Source organism: Asaia platycodi JCM 25414 (assembly GCF_000614545.1).
GTDB classification, from domain to species: domain Bacteria; phylum Pseudomonadota; class Alphaproteobacteria; order Acetobacterales; family Acetobacteraceae; genus Asaia; species Asaia platycodi.
The window spans coordinates 95057-111270 of the sequence record NZ_BAKW01000002.1; the positions used below are offsets into that span (position 1 = coordinate 95057).

Sequence of the window (16214 nt, forward strand, 5' to 3'; positions counted from 1 at the left end):
TTGTGCTTCGGGATGTTCCGAAATCGGATATTGTCGGAGTGAAGTATCCCGATGCCGATCATGTGGAGTTTCGGCTGACCGGAGATCGCTCTCTCGTCCTGAACATCAAAGGCGTAGGAAATTACGGCTTCGATTTGAGTGCAGGACTGGATAATTCGACTGTTTTCTCGGTCTGCTTTCTGCTTGGTACCATGATCAGGACACCCGATGGAGAGCGTGCTGTCGAGACATTGTCCGCCGGTAATCTGGTCAATGTCTATCATCGAGGTCGTGTTGAGACCCAGCGAGTCATCTGGCAGGTCATCGTTGCGTTGAGGAAAATGATAGCGCCACTTATGACGTTACCGACTACCCGGTCAGAATCCAGGCAGGCGCCTTCGGTGTTGGAATGCCTTACAAGGACCTGCTGGTTACTCCGGAGCACTGCATTTTTATTGCAGGCAATCTTGTGCCGGTGCGTATGCTCGTCAACGGTCGATCAATACGACACGATGTCACCCTGAGTACCTATAAATATTATCATATAGAAACGGAAACCCATTCGGTCGTGATGGCGGATGGTCTACTTTGCGAAAGCTATCTGGACTCAGGTAATCGGTACGATCTTACGACAGGCTCTCACGCAGTCGAGTGTACGCATGCCAGCACGGACAGCGACGATCGCAGAACGATGGCTGCGCCTCTTTGCGTATCCCGATCTTTTGTGGAGCCGATCTGGTCGGACCTGAACCGCAGCGTTGAAGAGGGCGGGGAGACCGACCGGATGCATGACCAGGACCCCATAGTCCATCTTGCTTCAGAAGATGGGCATGTGATGACCCCAATTCGGGTGGTCGGAGACCGCTACATATTCCAGATTCCTGGGCATTTCGGGGCTGTCTATCTCTGCTCCCGGTCGTCGCGCCCCAGCGACGCAATTGGCCCTTACATAGATGATCGCCGCAAGCTTGGCGTTTTGGTCGGCGCCGTGACACTTTACGATCCCTGCTCCAGCGTGGAGATAGATGTACGTGACTTCTTGCACTCGGGGCGAGGCTGGTATGATCCAGAGGGGAGTCAGCGTCGCTGGACCAGTGGGAGAGCCTTTCTACCGCTGAGCAAGCTCGAAGGCCTGAGTACGCGGATCCTTGCGGTGCAGATCGTTGCTGGCGGTCCTTATAGTGCCGATCTGATTTGAAAGGCACCGGCGTAATATCCAGTAGAGAGGATTGCGCCCGCTTTTTGGCGGCTGAACCGCAGGTCAGGCCATAGGTAGCTGTTCTGACACTGACCAGGTGTCAGATGTGCAAACGCTCGACTGTATCGGGTGTCGCTGCATTCATTCACGTGACGATATCGATATGATGTGTTTCTCGATCAAGCACTGAAAAAACGTAATTCTTAAATATTGCGTACGATAAATTATCATTATTTTCTTTGGGACAGCCTCGTTATGGAGCATGATCGCAAGCATGGCCAAATCGGGCCATGCTCGTCGCAGAGAATCGGGATGAATATCGAGGGTTTTGACATTGAATCGCATAGAGCGATGAAAAATATGAAGTTAAGATACTTCAGAGTTATTGAAGAGATATTCAATGCACAATCTCTCGTTGGGGCCTCGTCGAGACTGAATCTCACACCGACGGCTGTTTCGAAAGCGTGTCTGGAAGTCGAAAATATACTGGGTGTGAAGTTGTTTACGCGGTCCAATTCCGGAATGATGCCTACTGCAATATGCCAGTCGATCGTTGAGACCAGTCGCGTCATCAAATCTGAACTTGAGAAGCTTGCTCATAAAGTAAACGAATTTAAAGAGATAAGAACTGGAACCGTTAATGTCGGCTTCCAGGCTCCTGCTCTTGAAAAGCAGATCATGCGAGGAATTGCTCAACTCAAGAAGAAAGATGAATCTTTAAAAATCAGAATCGTGTATCGTGAAAGACCCTATCTCCTGGATATGCTTGAGAGCGGCGATCTTGATTTTGCCTTTGTGGATTTTTTCCAGCTGAATAAAAATAAAAGCCTGAATATGAGTGTCATGCATCGCGACAATTGCTTTGCGGCCTCACGTGAGGCGTCTACGTCCATACCTGAGTTGCTTTCTGATTGGAGTGAAAACCGCAAGAAGCTTTGGATTTTACCCGTGAAAGGGGTGGCGTTGAGAGAGCGATTTGAGGCGACGTTATCTGCTCGCGATCTGCAGTTACCAACGAATATAATCGAATATAATTCTTCAGTCGGCCTCGAGGATTTGTTTCTCTATACAAATGGATGGGGGATTTTGCCTTTCTATGCCATGCCAGTCGTCAAAAAGTATGTTTCGATAAAAGATCATTATGACTTGCTGGATGAAATGAATTTGGAGAGTGGCTTGATCTGGATGAAAAATCACACACGTACCCCGCACATTGAGGAAGCGATCAAGATGTTCGCAACCGGAGGTTTGAATGACAATTGAATATAAAAAAGGCCTTATGAATTTACGTTGTAATATTTATTACGAAAAGCAATTCTCATCCTGATTCGTATGCTTGACTCTTGATGGTGGTCAAAGCCGCCGAAGGAGCCTTTTTGATAGAGGATGGAGACGACAGCCTTTTCGGGAGGCTTGTCCCTGATCGTAGATCGTACCGCAGTCAGTATTCCGTCTCGACGATCGTTTGTCGGGTCACGCAGGATGACTTCTGGCTGCCTCTATCAGCGCGGCGCGTTATCGGAGAAGAACAAAAATCATTGCTTTCGAATTGCAGCTCTACAGGCATCGGAACAATAACGCACGTCGTCCCAGTCGCGAGCCCATTTCTTCCGCCAGGTGAAAGGTCGTTGGCAGACGGGACAGATTTTTGTGGGAAGGTCGTCCTTGGCCGGTCTTGTGGCTACGCGGCCCTTGCCTCGGCTCATGATCCGCTCTCCTCTCGCTGCGACAGAGCCATAACGCGGCATGCAGGATGTATTTCATTCCAGAGCGACGAGGGAACCTGCCTTTGTCTCGTGCGCTTGCCAGAGGATTTCTGATCTGGTCACGCCACCGCGAGGAGTGTTTAATGCCCTATATCACTACCAGTGACGGGACTCGCCTGCATTACGAAGAGCAGGGGCAGGGTCGCCCTTTGGTCATGATCCATGGCTGGACGTTCTCAGGTCGGTTTTTCCATCGCAACGTGCCGGTTCTGGCCGAACAGGCGCGTGTCATCACGCTCGATCTGCGCGGGCATGGTGAATCGGACAAGCCTGACCACTCCTACCGTATTCCACGTCTTGCGGCTGATCTGCGGGATCTGCTCGACACTCTGAAGCTGGAGGATGTGACGGTGCTGGGCTGGTCCATCGGCTGCCCGATCATCTGGTCTTATCTCGAGCTTTTCGGCCGGGCGCGCCTGCGCGATGCGATCTTCGTGCAGCAGACGCCCAGGCAGTATTTCTCCTCCGAGTGGAAATACGGTCATGCCGCCTGTTACGATCAGGCCGGGCTTGCCGAAACCATCCAGAAGCTCACGCTCACGCCCGAGGCGTTCGATGAGCAGAATCTCACCGACTGCCTTGCGACCGAGCTCTCTGCCGATGAGCGCACCATGCTCCTGGCTGAAATGGGCAAAAGCCCGGCCCATGCGCGGGCTGCCATGATGGCGGATCATACGGTGCATGACTGGCGCGATGTTTTGCCTCATTTCGACCTGCCCGCCCTGATGATGATCGCCGAAAAAGATGCGGTGCTCGTGCCGGAAGGGCCGTCATGGGTGGCCGATCATATGCCAAATTGCCGTTCACTGCGTTTTGAACACAGCTCCCACATGCTGTTTCTGGACGAGACGGATAAATTCAACCGGACGGTTCTGGAGTTTCTGGCACGATGATCGGCTTTCCGTTCCGTTTCGGCGTTAATCAGTTCACGACCCAGCCCTGGTCGTTCGAAGAGGATGTGACGCGTTATGCGGCGCTTGGCGTCGACGCGATCGAAATCTGCGAGGTCAAGCTCGATCCGGCGCGCGCAGACGAGCAGATGCGCGCAGTCAGGGCAGCCGGGCTGGAAATCAGCGCCGTGCAGCCTGCAATTCGCACGTTTTTCGGCAGCAAGATGGCGCCACAACCCGAAGGGTGGAAGCACGTGTGGCAGCCTTTGCTCAGAGTCTGAAAACCCTCGCGCCTCATGCCGAAGGCGCGGCTTTCGTCATGAATACGGGTGCGCCTCCCGATGGCAATATGCAGCAATGTCTAGACGAAACGGTGCATCATCTGCGCCGTCTCGCACCCCTCGCGGCCGATCTCGGCGTGAAGATCGCCGTCGAACCGCTCAACCCGACATCGATCAATGTCGAGACCGCGATATGGACCATTGATCAGGCGCTCGATCTGATCGACGCGGTAGGGCATGATTCCTGCGGCTTGTGCCTCGACTACTGGAATATCTGGCAGCAGCCCGATTGCGCCGGGGCCATTCGTCGCGCGGCGGGGCGTATTGCTGTGTTGCAGGCCAGCGACTGGCGCACGCCCTGCTCGGGTATGGACCGTCTGGTGCCCGGATCGGGCTGTATCCCGCTTGGCACCCTGCTTCATGCGACTGCGGAAGCAGGTTTCAACGGAGTCTGCACGCTGGAAATCTTCTCGTCCGGAGTCTCCGACAGCTTTATGAGGGGGATCTGAACGAGGTGATTACGCAAGGCCGTGAAGGGCTGCACCGTGCCTGGTCGTTGGTTGAGGCCCGTCGACAGGCCTGAGTTCTCGCTGCATCATCTCTGAGTGCTGGACGATTTTGCGGTCCGGCTGAAAAATTGCCCGCAAACAGTCCCTTAATCAGGCCGACAGTGCCAGCCCCTCTTGTGTCACAGCGGCGATATTTCCGTGTCATTATTGCCGAGGCGGCAGGCTGGTCGAGGCGCTGGCGCCGCGCAGCACCGCCGTCTCGCGACGAAACTCAACTCGAAATGATCGCTTTCAGTTCAGTGGCTACTGCACTGCTGCGCTCGAGCTGAGGCATATGTCCGGTTTGCGGGTAAATCGTGACCCTCGCGTTGTGCTCTGCATTTCTGGCTTGGCTCGCCGGCAGAATTTCGTCATTTTCGCCCCAGAGAATGGTCGTCTTGCCCGCAAACTGTCCCAACGGCGCGATGAGCGAGATTTTCTGGTGGCCACCCTCGAAACTGGTTGCCGCCAGGGTCTTGAGTCCGTCCAGCGCGCCGTCAAGCCGTTTGAACCTGATCATCTCTTCCACCATCTGGCGCGAGATCAGGGCCTTGTCATGCACCAGCAGAGAAAGCGCAGGTTGCAATGTCTTGCGCGTAGTGGCGCTCAATACCCCGTCGATGAACGCGGCATTGATACTCTCCCCGATCCCGGCCGGTGCGATCAGGGTCAGGCTTTCAACGGCCTCAGGGGCGAGCGCCGCCAACTCTATCGCGACGGCACCGCCGAGAGAATGACCGACGACATGCGCTTTTCGATCGACAACGCTCGAAGCAGTGCCCGCGTAACCTCAGCCAGATACGTCACCGTGCCGTCGCCAACCGATTTGCTTGATTCTCCATGGCCAGGAAGATCGAATGCGACGACCCTCGTCACTGCGGCCAGAGCGGGCTGGACCAGCATCCAGTTATCGAGTGATCCAGCAAAGCCATGGATCAGGATCACCGGCAATCTACCCGGCTGAGCAGCGCCGCTATCCTGCACGCGAAGCCGAAGCGGGCCGAGCGTGATGACGCTGTTGGCGGGCGTTGTCTTCTCTTCGTCATCGCTTGCCGTTTCGGGCGACTGCGCTTCGAACCCCGCGATGAAAGTATCGATTTCGGCATCGGACACAGAGGGCGCCGCCACGACGCCGATCAGGGCGCCGACCGAGAGGGTTTCGCCCTGTGAAGCGAGCTGACGGCGCAAAACACCTGAGACGGGGCTTTCATAGACATTGGTGATTTTGGTGGTTTCTATTTCTACCAGTTCCTGACCTGAGGTGATGCTGTCTCCGATCGCTGCCAGCCAGCCGACGACGATACCTTCTGTCATGGCCAGGCCGAATTTGGGCATGGTGATGGGGGCAATGCGCTCTGCCATTGCTCAGGCCTCCTGTTTCGCGTCGTAGGTCATGACCGAGCGTACCGCTGCCGAAATTTTTTCTGCGTCGGGCATGTAGTGTTTTTCGAGAGTGGCAGAAAAGGGAACCGGCGTGTGGGGCGGCGTCACGCGCCGTATTGGGGCTCTGAGCGTATCGAAACCCTCTTCCGCCACGAGGGCCGCTATATCGGCGGCCATATTGCAGCGCGGGCTCGATTCATCGACGATCACCAGACGTCCCGTTTCCGCCACGCAGTCGAGAATGGTGCCTGTATCGAGAGGCGACGTCGTGCGCGGGTCGATTACAGTGCAGGAGATGCCCTGTTTCTGCAGGCGATCGGCCGCCTGATTGGCGAAACCCACCATGCGACCGAAGGCCACGATGGTCGCGTCCTGTCCTTCGCGTGTCAGATTGGCCTCACCGAAGGGGATGGTATAGGCCTCGTCTGGCACGTCCTCTTCCTCATCGTATATCAGCTTGTTTTCGAGAAAGATGACCGGGTCGTCGTCGCGTATGGCTTCGATCAGCAATCCCTTGGCTTCATAGGCCGAAGAGGGAATAACGACCTTGAGCCCCGGTATATGCGTGAAGATCGGATACAGCGCCTGGCTGTGCTGGGCTGCTGCCGAGAGGCCCGCGCCATACATGGCGCGTATGACCAGCGGCGTCCGCGCCTTGCCGCCGAACATGTAGCGGAACTTGGCCGCCTGATTCATGATCTGGTCGAGACAGCACCCGACAAAATCGACGAACATCAGTTCGGCAACAGGACGCAGCCCCGTTGCCGCAGCCCCCGCAGCGGCGCCGATATAGGAGGCTTCCGTAATGGGCGTATCGAGCACACGGTCGGGGCCGAATTCGGTGTAAAGACCCTTGGTGACACCCAGCACACCGCCCCAGGCGTCGTCGACGCCTGACGTACCGCCCTTGCCGCCTGCAACATCCTCACCCATCAGAATGACGCGTTCGTCGCGGCGCATTTCCTGGCGAAGCGCCTCGTTGATGGCTTGTCTGAAGCTTTTTCTGGACATGATATCCCCCTTTACCTGACAGGGTCAGGCTCAGTAGCTGACATAGACATTATCGAGCAGAGCGGCGGCTTCCGGCACGGGGGCGGCCTTGGCCTTGCTGACGGCCTGTTCGATCTCCGCACGCACGGCGCTGTCGATGACGTCGAGTTCCGAAGTCTCGATCGTGCTTATGGCGGTTACCTGCTCGCGAAAGCGCTTCAGGCAGTCCTTCTCGGCGCGTAGTTGCGTGACATCCTCCGCCCGTCGATAACTTGCGGCATCGCCCTCGAAATGCCCGTACCAGCGCGCCAGATGGACATGCATCATGACAGGGCCCTTGCCCGAGCGCGCATGGGCGATGGCCTCTCCCGCTGCCTGATGCACGGCGAAGAAATCAGACCCGTCGCATTCGATATAGGGCATGCCGAACCCTTCGGCCCGGGCGCGCTGCGAACCGGCGCAGGCATAGGAGGAAGCTGTCGCTTCGCCATAGCCGTTATCTTCGAGCACGAAGACCGCCGGAAGAGACCAGACGGTCGCGAGGTTAAGGCTTTCGAGCGTCGTACCTTCATTCGAGGCCCCGTCACCGTAAAAGGCGACGGCCACACCGCCATCTTTCAGCAGCTTGTGCGACAGGGCAGCCCCGCAGATCAGCGGCGGTCCGCCCCCGACAATTCCGTTAGCGCCAAGCATACCCAGAGACAGATCGGCGATATGCATCGACCCGCCCTTGCCCTCGCACACACCGGTTTTCTTGCCGTAGATCTCGGCCATCATCCCTTCGACGGCCACGCCCTTGGCAATGCAGTGGCCATGACCGCGATGGGTGCTGGCAATCGTGTCCGTCTCGCTAAGATGCGCGCATATGCCCACCGCAGAGGCTTCTTCGCCGCAATAGAGGTGCACGAAGCCGGGAATTTCGCCGGTTGCGAATTCGACATGCAATCGCTCTTCGAAATCGCGAATGGTGCGCATCGCCCGATAGGAATGCAGAAGGACGTCACGGGAAATCTGCATGAGACACTCTCCCCTTGGCGCGCAGGATGCAGCGCCAGCTTCTGTGAGTCGGGAAACGAGGCGATCCCGATCGGGGGATGCCTGTTCCGATCGGGACAGGGTCATCATGGGCAGAGCGGATTGAGAACATTTAAACGTTATCAATAACAGTTAAGTGTTATCATCGAGTCAGAACTGTCGCAGAATTGCGCCAGTCAGGCAGGGGTCATGGGCAACAGCCAGGGGGAGCGGCCGGGTCTGATCTGGAGAAAGCGTCATGGTCCATGCAGTCATTCGTCGCGATATGCCGGTGTCTCTGCCCGCCATGCTGAGGGAGTCCTGGGCACGGTGCAGCCGTAACGGGGGGCTTGCGTCACGGAGCGCCAGTTTGAATGACAGGCTTTGCGCTGCCGAGTTGCGTCAGGCCCGCGTGACCATGGGGGTCGCCATGCGTGCGGCCAGTATCGAACTGGATCATCTCGCCCGTCTGGTCGTGCCTCTGGGATATGTCGCTCTTCTGTCCGATCCGCACGGTGTGGTCGTGGCCCATCGTGGCAGCGAGGCGGGTGAGGCGCGTACGAGAAGATGGAATCTGCGCTCGGGCGCCATCTGGACAGAGGCATCAGCCGGCACGAATGGCTTGGGGACCTGCCTGGTCGAGGGAAAGGCAGTCACTATCAGCGGGGGCGAGCATTGGTGCCATGCCCTTCATCGCCTGACCTGCACGGCAATGCCATTTTTCGATGCCGAGGGCCAGATCGCGGGCGCGCTGAATGTGAGCCTGTTTGCCAGCGATCCGAAAGATTCCGGCATCATGGAAGCCCTGCTGCTGAACGCAGCCCGCGCTATCGAATGTCGGCTGTTTCAGAACAGGTTCGGTAGGGGGCGCGTTCTGCTGCTTGAGGGCGGCGAGGGGCCGTCCCAGCCTCTGGTCGCGCTCGACGAAACAGGTCGGATCATAGGTGCCAGCCGTTCGGCCAGAGACCGAGCGCTACCGAGCGTTCAGACTCCGGAAGGGGCCCAGTTCTGGCCGGGCCCGCTGATCGGTGATGAGCCTCTCGCCCCGATTTTCGTAAGGCAGAATTGCGTACCATCGAAGACGCTCTGTCTCTCACCCAGGGCAAGATCGCCCCGGCAGCCCGCATCCTTGGGATCAGCCGCTCGACCCTGCATCGCAAGATCAAGACGCTCGGAATCGAAAACGGCTGAACGCCTTGCGGCAGGCTTATCCGTTGATGATGGTGCCGCCATTCACGTGCAGGGTCTGCCCGGTCACGAAAGACCCGTCTTCGCTGGCCAGATAGACATAGGCCGGGCCGAGTTCGGCAGGGTCGCCACAACGGTCCATCGGCACGGAATTGGCGAGTTCCGAAACCTGCTCGGGGTCGATCGGCCCCCAGCTGGCAGGTTGCAGAGGCGTCCAGACCGGGCCCGGAGCCACCGCGTTTACCCTGATGCCTTTCGAGACGAGTTCGAGCGCCAGAGCACGGGTGAAGCCCATCTCGGCGGCTTTCGTAGTCGAGTAGGCCAAAAGCCCCGCACTGCCCCGGTAAGCGTTGATCGACGAGGTGTTGACGATGGCGCTTCCCTTGCCGAGATGCGCGAGTGCGGCGCGGGTAAGGAAGAAATAGCCGTTGATATTCGTGTCCATATGACGCTGCCATTCGTCATCGGTAATGGTCGCGCTATCCTGATTGACCACCTGCCAGCCTGCGTTATTGACCAGAATATTAAGGCCGCCGAATGCTTCGACGGTCTGGGCGACCGCGTCGTTGCAGAATGCGCTCGATCTTATGTCTCCGGCAATGGCGAGCGCCTTTCGGCCTTCTTTTTCGATCAGGCGCACGGTCTCCTGCGCGTCTTCGTGTTCCTCGAGATAGAGAATGGCGACATCGGCCCCTTCGCGCGCGAAATGCAATGCCGCCGCCCTGCCGATACCGCTATCGGCGCCGGAGATGAGCGCCTTGCGTCCGTCAAGCTTGCCGCTCCCGCGATAGGTTTCGCGAATATGAATGGCGGCGGGGCGCATAGGCGCTTCCGTGCCTGGCTGGTGAGATTGCGACTGGGGGGGAATCTGGTCGGGCATAGGGTGGCTCCTGCTCTGCTCCTCGATAGGGGCAGTTTTTCACGGATATGTGAGAAAGCCGATCCAGCCGCGGATGTTCCTGTTTCGCGTTGCGCTCAAGGTTTTGTGAACGGATTTCGACCGAGCAAGAACGCGTATGCGAGCGTCATCGGAACAGTGTCTGTCGGGTCTTTCGCACGCTCCGAGCCCCTTGCTTAGCCGTTTCCGGCAGCTTGCCTTGTCGGAACGGGGCGGGGCTGTTTAAGGCGCGCACGGCGCCGGGCGCGTCTTTTACGCTCCCAGATCAGAACCCCGGTGATCGACAGCAGGGCGGTTACCAACCCGCTCGCGCAGACGAGTATGCGGCCGGTCAATCCGGCAAGCCGCCCGCTATGGAACGGGTCCTGCAATTGTAGAATGAGATCGCCCAGCTTGCCCTCGGGCGGCACGTTGGCCTGCACTGTGGCACCCGTATCGAGGGCGATGGTGATGAGCGGGCTGCCAAAGCCGGCAGGGATCTGCCCCGTATCGCTGAAAAGATAGAAAAGCGCCCGCTCCGGTGCATGGGTCAGCATCATGGCGGCGGGGCGCGCCTTCCAGTTCCGGTTTTCTGCGTTTTGACTTGCGAGGGCCTCGGCCTCATCAAGCGTCGGTGCATGTGGACCGCGCGGAAGGGGGATTTCGGGCGCTATCGGTGCAACCGGGAAAAGCGTGCGCACAACGGGCTGAAAAACCTGTGGCCCCAGAGCCAGCGCGACACCGCTTATTGCCATGCCGAGCAGCAGGACCCAGAGCCAAAGGCCGAAGGCGCGATGCAGGTCGAAAAACAGGCGCAGGGCATTTTTGGGATGGGCAATCTGCCAGGCCGGTTTCCAGCCGCGCCAGAACCCCCTGCGCCAGGGCGGTGTCACCGGGGGCAGGGTCAGCAGCAGGCCGTTGACGCAATCGAGTGTCCAGATCAATGCGGTGATACCGACGATCCACAGACCTGTCGTGCCAGCCGCGAGCGAGTAATGCAGCCGATAGATAAAAGGCAGCAGGACCCGCCGGTTGAGGCAACACCCCTCGGCCACGCGCGCCCCCAGCTCATGCGCATCGCCGGGGTCGAGAAAAATCTCGTCGGGTCTCGATTTGCCTGACCGCGTTAGAGCCGGCGTGAGATAGGCGTGAAGCGTGCCACCGGGGGCGGGGCGGTATTCAAGCGCGATCAGGGCTGATCGGGATGCTTCTTTGCGATGGCGGCGACCAGTGCCGAAAGCGGCAGATGCCTGTCTTGGCTCTGGGTGGTCCAGAGATCGGGGTTGAGCATCCGGTCGAGTTCGGTGCGAAACACGCTGATACTGCCGGTGAGGCCGATCACCACCAGAAGCGGCGCCAGAACGAGCCCGACATAGCGATGCAGGGCCACCATCGCGCTGCGTGACCGGCGCAGCGGCCAGAAAGGGCTCTCACCCTTGCCTCTTGTCTTTGGGCGCGGCACGGCGCGATCTGATCTGCTGAGGATTGGCGCACTCCATTGCCACAAGCCTGTGCTCCGACCCCACGGGATCGGCACAGGCTCTAGAGACCGCGCAACTGAGAGTCAATCGCAACGTTGGGATAAGGCAATGGCAGCGGCGTGACTACCGGAGGCATTCGCACGCGTGACTCGATGATATCAGACGTCTGAAAACAGAAACCCCGCCAGAGAGGCGGGGTTCTATCGGTCTTTCCACAGGCGCGAGGCGCCTTGCGGGATCGCTGAAGCGACGTATCAGACGTCGAAGCCGTTGGGCAGCAGTACCAGATCGCGCACGACCGTGCCCTTGCGACGCGTGAGCATGAAGATCAGCGCCTCTGCCACGTCGGAGGGCTGCATCATGCCGCCACCTTCGAGAGCGGCCTTGCGGCGCTCGGGGTCCCAGTCATTGATGAGCGGCGTGACGACCGGGCCGGGCTGAATGGCGCTGACGCGCACGCCGTGCGGAGCAAGCTGGCGGCGGCAGGTATGGGTAAAGGCCTGAATGGCGTATTTCGAACCGGTATAGATCGGTTCTGCGACGATCGGCACGACGCCTGCGACCGAGCTGGTGATGACGATATCGCCGCTGCCCTGCGCGATCATGGGCACCATGGCGCAGCGCGCCGAGTGGAAAGCCGCGTTGATGTTGAGGTTGAGCATGCGGTCCCACACATCCGGGTCGCCTTCCCAGGCATTGCCACCGACATACGAGCCCGCATTGGCGAACATGATGTCGAGACGGCCCTGCTCGGCCAGAACCGTGTCCACGGCCTGCTGGATGCTGGCATGGCGGAAGAGATCGACCTCGACGCCGTGCAGCTTGTCGCCCAGCTCGGCGCGCGCCTTGTCCATGGCGGCCTTGTCACGGTCGAGAATATACACCACAGCGCCATTGGCGATGAGGTGACGGACGCATTCCAGACCGATGCCGGAAGCTCCGCCCGTTACGGCGGCGATCTTGTCCTGAAGCGGAAGCGACATGCTTGCATACCTTCTTGTGCATCGGTGCCACCCACAAGGAGGGCACCGGAGGCCCGACATTCAGGTCGCGCCTCACTATACGGGTAGTCTCGCATGTCCGTTTGGAGGTTCTAAATAACGATGTTGTCAATAAGGCGCACAGATTCGAGAGCAGCGGCCACCAGTAATCGCAGCGCACCATTGTCATATTTTGTCGCGAATACAGTCTTCACCGAAGTCAGGCTCTCCGCCTCGCAACAGGCTAGATAGTCGATCGGGCCGAACCCGGCGGCGATGAGTGACTTCATACCGTTATCGAGGGCTTCTGCGATTGGCTGGCCCTGTCTGATGGTAGTCGCGATTTCCTGCAAAATGGCATGAAGGCAGGGGCGTTTTTTCTGGCTTTAGGCGAGAGACGCCTGTTGCGAGAGGACAGGGCCAGTCCATCTGCCTCGCGCAGGGTCGGGCATGCCACGATTTCGATCGGCAGGTTGAGGTCCTGCACGAAGCGCCGGACGATCTGCAATTGCTGCCAGTCTTTTTCCCCGAAAAATGCATAATCGGCTTCGGAAAGGGAGAAGAGCTTGGTGACGACTGTCGCCATGCCGTCGAAATGGCCGGGCCTGTGCGCGCCTTCGAGCGTTTCGGCCATGGCGCTGACCTTGACCGTGCTGCTGAACCCTTCGGGGTACATGGCCTCGGCGGTAGGGATGAAAATGGCGTCCACATCGCAGAAGGGCGATATCTTCCGCCTCGGTGCGCGGATAGGTGGCGAGGTCGGTCGGGTTGTTGAACTGGGTCGGATTGACGAAAATCGAGACGATCACGCGCTGCGTCCGGGCGCGCGCCTGTGTCACCAGGCTGAGATGGCCTCATGAAGGCGCCCATGGTCGGGACGAGGCCGATCGTTTCGCCTGCCTGCTTCCATTGCCTGACGGTTCGTTTCAGAGCCGCGATATCGCGGATGATCATGTCCGGTCTCCGAAACTATGCTCGGGGCCGGGAAATACCCGGCTGCGGACTTCCTGTGCGTAGGCCGCAAGAGCTTGTTCGGCCTGTTTGGCGAGCGTCGCGTAGCGTTTGACGAATTTCGGTTTGAAATCCGCAAAAAGCCCGAGCATGTCGTCGATCACCAGAATCTGCCCGTCGCATTCCGGCCCGGCGCCGATGCCGATCGTGGGTATGGTCAGGCGGTTCGTGATATCGGCCCCGAGGCTGCGCGGCAGTTTTTCCAGGACGATGGCAAAGGCGCCTGCCTCTTCAACAGCAAGTGCATCGTCGATCACGCGTTGTGCGTCCTTATTGCGGCCCTGAACCTTGTAGCCACCGAGCACATTTACTGCCTGCGGCGTCAGACCGATATGGCCCATCACGGGCACGCCGCGCGCCACGAGAAAGGCGATGGTCTCTTTCATATGCACGCCGCCTTCGAGCTTGACGGCAGAAGCGCCGGTTTCCGCCAGCAGGCGCGACGCATTGCGAAAAGCCTGCGCGGGGCTTTCTTCATAACTGCCGAAGGGCATATCCACCACGCAAAGCGCCCGGCTCACGCCGCGCATCACCGCCTTGCCGTGCAGGATCATCATCTCCATCGTCACGCCCAGTGTCGAAGGCAAACCGTGCAGCACCATGCCGACACTGTCTCCCACCAGAACGACATCGCAGGCTGCATCGGCGAGCTTCGCAATCGGGGTGGTATAGGCGGTCAGACAGACGACAGGCTCCTTGCCTTTGCGGTCCCGTATGGCCAGAGGTGTCAGGGTCTGGATGGGGGTTGATGCGCTCATGAAGGCCCTCTCAAATCTTGCTGCCTGCCGCGTGATCGCAGAGCCGGGCGTCTGCGCCAAGGCGCCAACTTATCGGAAAAACCGGCCATCACGATGCAGTCAGTCACAGGTCGCGTTCTTCTCTCTCCCTTTCAAAGGGTGTCAAGATGCGGCGAACGGGATAGAGTGCCGTCACAATCGACCTGAAGATGGAACAGATCATGGTTTCCGAAAGCGCAGCGCTGCAATTTACCATCGAGCCCACGAGCAATCCGACCCCTGCGGATCACCGTGCAGAGCTGATCGCTAACCCCGCTTTCGGCCGCGTGTTTACCGATCACATGGCTATCGTGAAATACAGCGAAGGCCGCGGCTGGCATGATGCGAAAATCACCGCCCGCAAGCCGATCTCGCTCGATCCGGCCGCTTCCGTTCTGCATTATGCGCAGGAGATTTTCGAGGGTATGAAGGCCTATCGCACCGAAAGCGGTGGTATCGCGGCTTTCCGTCCTGAAGAGAACGCCAGGCGTTTTCGCGCTTCTGCCGAGCGTATGGCCATGGCCGATCTGCCGCAGGAAATCTTCATGCAGGCTGTCGACGAACTGGTGAAGATCGACCGCGACTGGGTGCCCGAAGGCGAGGGCAAGAGCCTCTATCTGCGTCCGTTTATGATTGCGACCGAAGTTTTCCTCGGTGTGAAGCCCGCTTCCGAATATCTGTTCATGGTTATCGCCTGCCCCGTCGGTGCCTATTTCGGCTCGGGCTGCGTGTCGGTCTGGGTGTCTGAAGACTATACCCGTGCCGCCCCCGGTGGCACGGGTGCCGCCAAATGCGGCGGCAATTACGCGGCAAGCCTCGTGGCCCAGCGTGATTCCAAGACCCATGGCTGCGATCAGGTGTTGTTCCTCGACAGTCGCGAGCAGCGCTTCGTCGAGGAAATGGGCGGCATGAATGTCATGTTCCTGCGTGACGACAACACGCTGGTTACGCCGCCTCTGACCGGCACCATTCTGCCCGGCATCACGCGGGACGCCATCCTGCAGCTTGCAAAGGATCGCGGTCTGAAAATCGAGCAGACCCCGCTCGAGATTGACGAGATTTTCGCGGGTGCCGCTTCAGGCCGCTACAAGGAAGCCTTTGCCTGCGGGACGGCTGCTGTGATCAGCCCCATCGGCTCGCTGCGTCGCACGGGTGGCGAGGCAGTCTTTGGCGATGGCAAGAACCCGGGAGAAGTGTCGCTCGGCCTCAAGAAGGCGCTGACTGAAATACAGGCGGGCAAGACAAATGATGCCCATGGATGGATTCACTCGATCGTCTGATCTGGCGATCCGGTTGTCCATTTAGGGAGAGCGAAACCCTCCCGCGGCTTCGCCAACGGGCTTGAACTCTCCTCGAAGCCCGTTTGGCAGGCAATGGTCTCGGCGGGGCTTAGCCTCGCGTCCACTCTCGCTATCAGTAATTTTCGTCGATTGCTTCTGGGGGCGGGCTGTGGCGTTCAGAAGTCATCGTTCGGCTCATGGCGGCTACTTCCTCATCTTTGGAGGCAGGCTGTGGGCTGAAGCCAGGATGCTCGCTGCGGCGTTCAAGCAGGACGCTTTCCAACGCTGACGGGTCGGCGGCTTCAGCCTGACGGAAAAGCTGCTCGGCTTTTTCCTGATCGCCTTCTTCTTCCGCGCGGAGTGCTGCTTCTGCCAGGGCGCGGGCGCTCTGGTGTTTGTTGTCTTCACCGTCGAAAAGGGGTGTGTCGAACTGGTCGTTGGCCATGATGCGTCTCCTTCTTGCCGGTTAAAACAGCGGCGGCAGGGCGTGGTTCGTTTTTCTGGACCTGCCTGCTCCCATACTTTATGAGCGGGGTTCTCTTAGTCCCGACTTGAATGGATGTTATGGAAGC

General features: G+C 58.8%; 15 protein-coding genes and 6 pseudogenes. 8 read left to right on the plus strand and 13 right to left on the minus strand.

Features of this window, described 5'->3' with window-relative positions; genetic code table 11:
• Positions 1-62: 62 nt before the first annotated feature.
• From JCM25414_RS26920 to JCM25414_RS02465, 3 genes and pseudogenes are all read left to right on the plus strand, one after another.
• A pseudogene (locus JCM25414_RS26920) lies at positions 63-278 on the plus strand (Hint domain-containing protein); the annotation flags it as partial.
• 14 nt (positions 279-292) lie between these two features.
• On the plus strand, positions 293-1177 hold the full coding sequence (locus JCM25414_RS23580; protein ID WP_408734863.1) for a Hint domain-containing protein: 885 nt from the start codon (positions 293-295) through the stop codon (positions 1175-1177).
• Between the two features lie 255 nt (positions 1178-1432).
• Positions 1433-2440, plus strand: coding sequence for a LysR family transcriptional regulator (locus JCM25414_RS02465; protein ID WP_025840616.1), 1008 nt, complete (start codon positions 1433-1435; stop codon positions 2438-2440).
• A 272-nt stretch (positions 2441-2712) separates the two neighbouring features.
• Here the strand turns inward: JCM25414_RS02465 and JCM25414_RS22200 are convergent, their stop codons facing one another.
• Positions 2713-2925, minus strand: coding sequence for a DUF2256 domain-containing protein (locus JCM25414_RS22200; RefSeq protein ID WP_369345975.1), 213 nt, complete (start codon positions 2923-2925; stop codon positions 2713-2715).
• Between the two features lie 101 nt (positions 2926-3026).
• Here JCM25414_RS22200 and JCM25414_RS02470 point away from each other — a divergent pair, with 101 nt between their 5' ends.
• From JCM25414_RS02470 to JCM25414_RS24290, 3 genes are read left to right on the plus strand one after another with little or no spacing between them, the layout of a single operon-like run.
• Positions 3027-3836 (plus strand): alpha/beta fold hydrolase, encoded by an 810-nt coding sequence (locus JCM25414_RS02470; RefSeq protein ID WP_025840617.1) that lies wholly within the window; start codon positions 3027-3029, stop codon positions 3834-3836.
• Positions 3833-4114, plus strand: coding sequence for a sugar phosphate isomerase/epimerase family protein (locus JCM25414_RS24285; protein ID WP_242403285.1), 282 nt, complete (start codon positions 3833-3835; stop codon positions 4112-4114). Before JCM25414_RS02470 ends, JCM25414_RS24285 begins: the two co-directional genes overlap by 4 nt.
• Positions 4090-4623, plus strand: coding sequence for a sugar phosphate isomerase/epimerase family protein (locus tag JCM25414_RS24290; protein ID WP_242403286.1), 534 nt, complete (start codon positions 4090-4092; stop codon positions 4621-4623). The genes JCM25414_RS24285 and JCM25414_RS24290 overlap by 25 nt, the downstream gene beginning before the upstream one ends.
• A gap of 271 nt (positions 4624-4894) precedes the next feature.
• On the opposite strand, the pseudogene JCM25414_RS16360 reads toward JCM25414_RS24290, so the two are convergent.
• The 4 genes and pseudogenes from JCM25414_RS16360 to JCM25414_RS23265 all read right to left on the minus strand — a co-directional run bounded on the left by JCM25414_RS16360 (position 4895) and on the right by JCM25414_RS23265 (position 8581).
• A pseudogene (locus JCM25414_RS16360) lies at positions 4895-6024 on the minus strand (acetoin dehydrogenase dihydrolipoyllysine-residue acetyltransferase subunit).
• 3 nt (positions 6025-6027) lie between these two features.
• A complete protein-coding gene (locus tag JCM25414_RS02485) occupies positions 6028-7056 on the minus strand; it encodes an alpha-ketoacid dehydrogenase subunit beta (protein ID WP_025840618.1) in 1029 nt (342 codons plus the stop codon).
• Between the two features lie 30 nt (positions 7057-7086).
• Positions 7087-8052 (minus strand): thiamine pyrophosphate-dependent dehydrogenase E1 component subunit alpha, encoded by a 966-nt coding sequence (locus JCM25414_RS02490; protein ID WP_025840619.1) that lies wholly within the window; start codon positions 8050-8052, stop codon positions 7087-7089.
• A gap of 352 nt (positions 8053-8404) precedes the next feature.
• A complete protein-coding gene (locus JCM25414_RS23265; protein WP_159101695.1) occupies positions 8405-8581 on the minus strand; it encodes a hypothetical protein in 177 nt (58 codons plus the stop codon).
• A 533-nt stretch (positions 8582-9114) separates the two neighbouring features.
• Here JCM25414_RS23265 and JCM25414_RS22205 point away from each other — a divergent pair.
• On the plus strand, positions 9115-9240 hold the full coding sequence (locus JCM25414_RS22205) for a helix-turn-helix domain-containing protein (protein ID WP_081775760.1): 126 nt from the start codon (positions 9115-9117) through the stop codon (positions 9238-9240).
• Between the two features lie 16 nt (positions 9241-9256).
• Here the strand turns inward: JCM25414_RS22205 and JCM25414_RS02510 are convergent, their stop codons facing one another.
• The 7 genes and pseudogenes from JCM25414_RS02510 to panB form a co-directional block, all read right to left on the minus strand.
• Positions 9257-10117: a glucose 1-dehydrogenase gene (locus tag JCM25414_RS02510; RefSeq protein WP_025840620.1), complete on the minus strand. Its 861-nt coding sequence runs from the start codon at positions 10115-10117 to the stop codon at positions 9257-9259.
• A gap of 194 nt (positions 10118-10311) precedes the next feature.
• Positions 10312-11507, minus strand: a pseudogene (locus tag JCM25414_RS02515) (PepSY-associated TM helix domain-containing protein).
• A 342-nt stretch (positions 11508-11849) separates the two neighbouring features.
• Positions 11850-12578, minus strand: coding sequence for an SDR family oxidoreductase (locus JCM25414_RS02525; RefSeq protein ID WP_025840623.1), 729 nt, complete (start codon positions 12576-12578; stop codon positions 11850-11852).
• A gap of 110 nt (positions 12579-12688) precedes the next feature.
• Positions 12689-13251: pseudogene (locus JCM25414_RS16365) on the minus strand (4-phosphopantoate--beta-alanine ligase).
• 73 nt (positions 13252-13324) lie between these two features.
• Positions 13325-13414, minus strand: a pseudogene (locus JCM25414_RS26350) (pantoate--beta-alanine ligase); the annotation flags it as partial.
• Between the two features lie 61 nt (positions 13415-13475).
• Positions 13476-13529 (minus strand): annotated as a pseudogene (locus tag JCM25414_RS26355) (hypothetical protein); the annotation flags it as partial.
• Entirely contained in the window at positions 13526-14344 is an 819-nt protein-coding gene (panB, locus tag JCM25414_RS02535; protein ID WP_025840624.1) for a 3-methyl-2-oxobutanoate hydroxymethyltransferase, read from the minus strand. The gene panB and the pseudogene JCM25414_RS26355, both read right to left, overlap by 4 nt.
• A 200-nt stretch (positions 14345-14544) precedes the next feature.
• Here panB and JCM25414_RS02540 point away from each other — a divergent pair, with 200 nt between their 5' ends.
• A complete protein-coding gene (locus tag JCM25414_RS02540) occupies positions 14545-15642 on the plus strand; it encodes a branched-chain amino acid aminotransferase (RefSeq protein ID WP_025840625.1) in 1098 nt (365 codons plus the stop codon).
• A 133-nt stretch (positions 15643-15775) separates the two neighbouring features.
• Here the strand turns inward: JCM25414_RS02540 and JCM25414_RS23590 are convergent, their stop codons facing one another.
• Positions 15776-16087: a hypothetical protein gene (locus JCM25414_RS23590; protein ID WP_199897573.1), complete on the minus strand. Its 312-nt coding sequence runs from the start codon at positions 16085-16087 to the stop codon at positions 15776-15778.
• Positions 16088-16214: the final 127 nt, after the last annotated feature.

Coding starts and splice junctions, on each gene's coding strand:
- JCM25414_RS02465 (WP_025840616.1), top strand. CDS start 1,433: ATGGAGCATGATCGCAAGCATGGCCAAATCGGGCCATGCTCGTCGCAG.
- JCM25414_RS22200 (WP_369345975.1), bottom strand. CDS start 2,925: ATGCCGCGTTATGGCTCTGTCGCAGCGAGAGGAGAGCGGATCATGAGC.
- JCM25414_RS02470 (WP_025840617.1), top strand. CDS start 3,027: ATGCCCTATATCACTACCAGTGACGGGACTCGCCTGCATTACGAAGAG.
- JCM25414_RS24285 (WP_242403285.1), top strand. CDS start 3,833: ATGATCGGCTTTCCGTTCCGTTTCGGCGTTAATCAGTTCACGACCCAG.
- JCM25414_RS02485 (WP_025840618.1), bottom strand. CDS start 7,056: ATGTCCAGAAAAAGCTTCAGACAAGCCATCAACGAGGCGCTTCGCCAG.
- JCM25414_RS02490 (WP_025840619.1), bottom strand. CDS start 8,052: ATGCAGATTTCCCGTGACGTCCTTCTGCATTCCTATCGGGCGATGCGC.
- JCM25414_RS23265 (WP_159101695.1), bottom strand. CDS start 8,581: ATGGGCCACGACCACACCGTGCGGATCGGACAGAAGAGCGACATATCC.
- JCM25414_RS02510 (WP_025840620.1), bottom strand. CDS start 10,117: ATGCCCGACCAGATTCCCCCCCAGTCGCAATCTCACCAGCCAGGCACG.
- JCM25414_RS02525 (WP_025840623.1), bottom strand. CDS start 12,578: ATGTCGCTTCCGCTTCAGGACAAGATCGCCGCCGTAACGGGCGGAGCT.
- panB (WP_025840624.1), bottom strand. CDS start 14,344: ATGAGCGCATCAACCCCCATCCAGACCCTGACACCTCTGGCCATACGG.
- JCM25414_RS02540 (WP_025840625.1), top strand. CDS start 14,545: ATGGTTTCCGAAAGCGCAGCGCTGCAATTTACCATCGAGCCCACGAGC.
- JCM25414_RS23590 (WP_199897573.1), bottom strand. CDS start 16,087: ATGGCCAACGACCAGTTCGACACACCCCTTTTCGACGGTGAAGACAAC.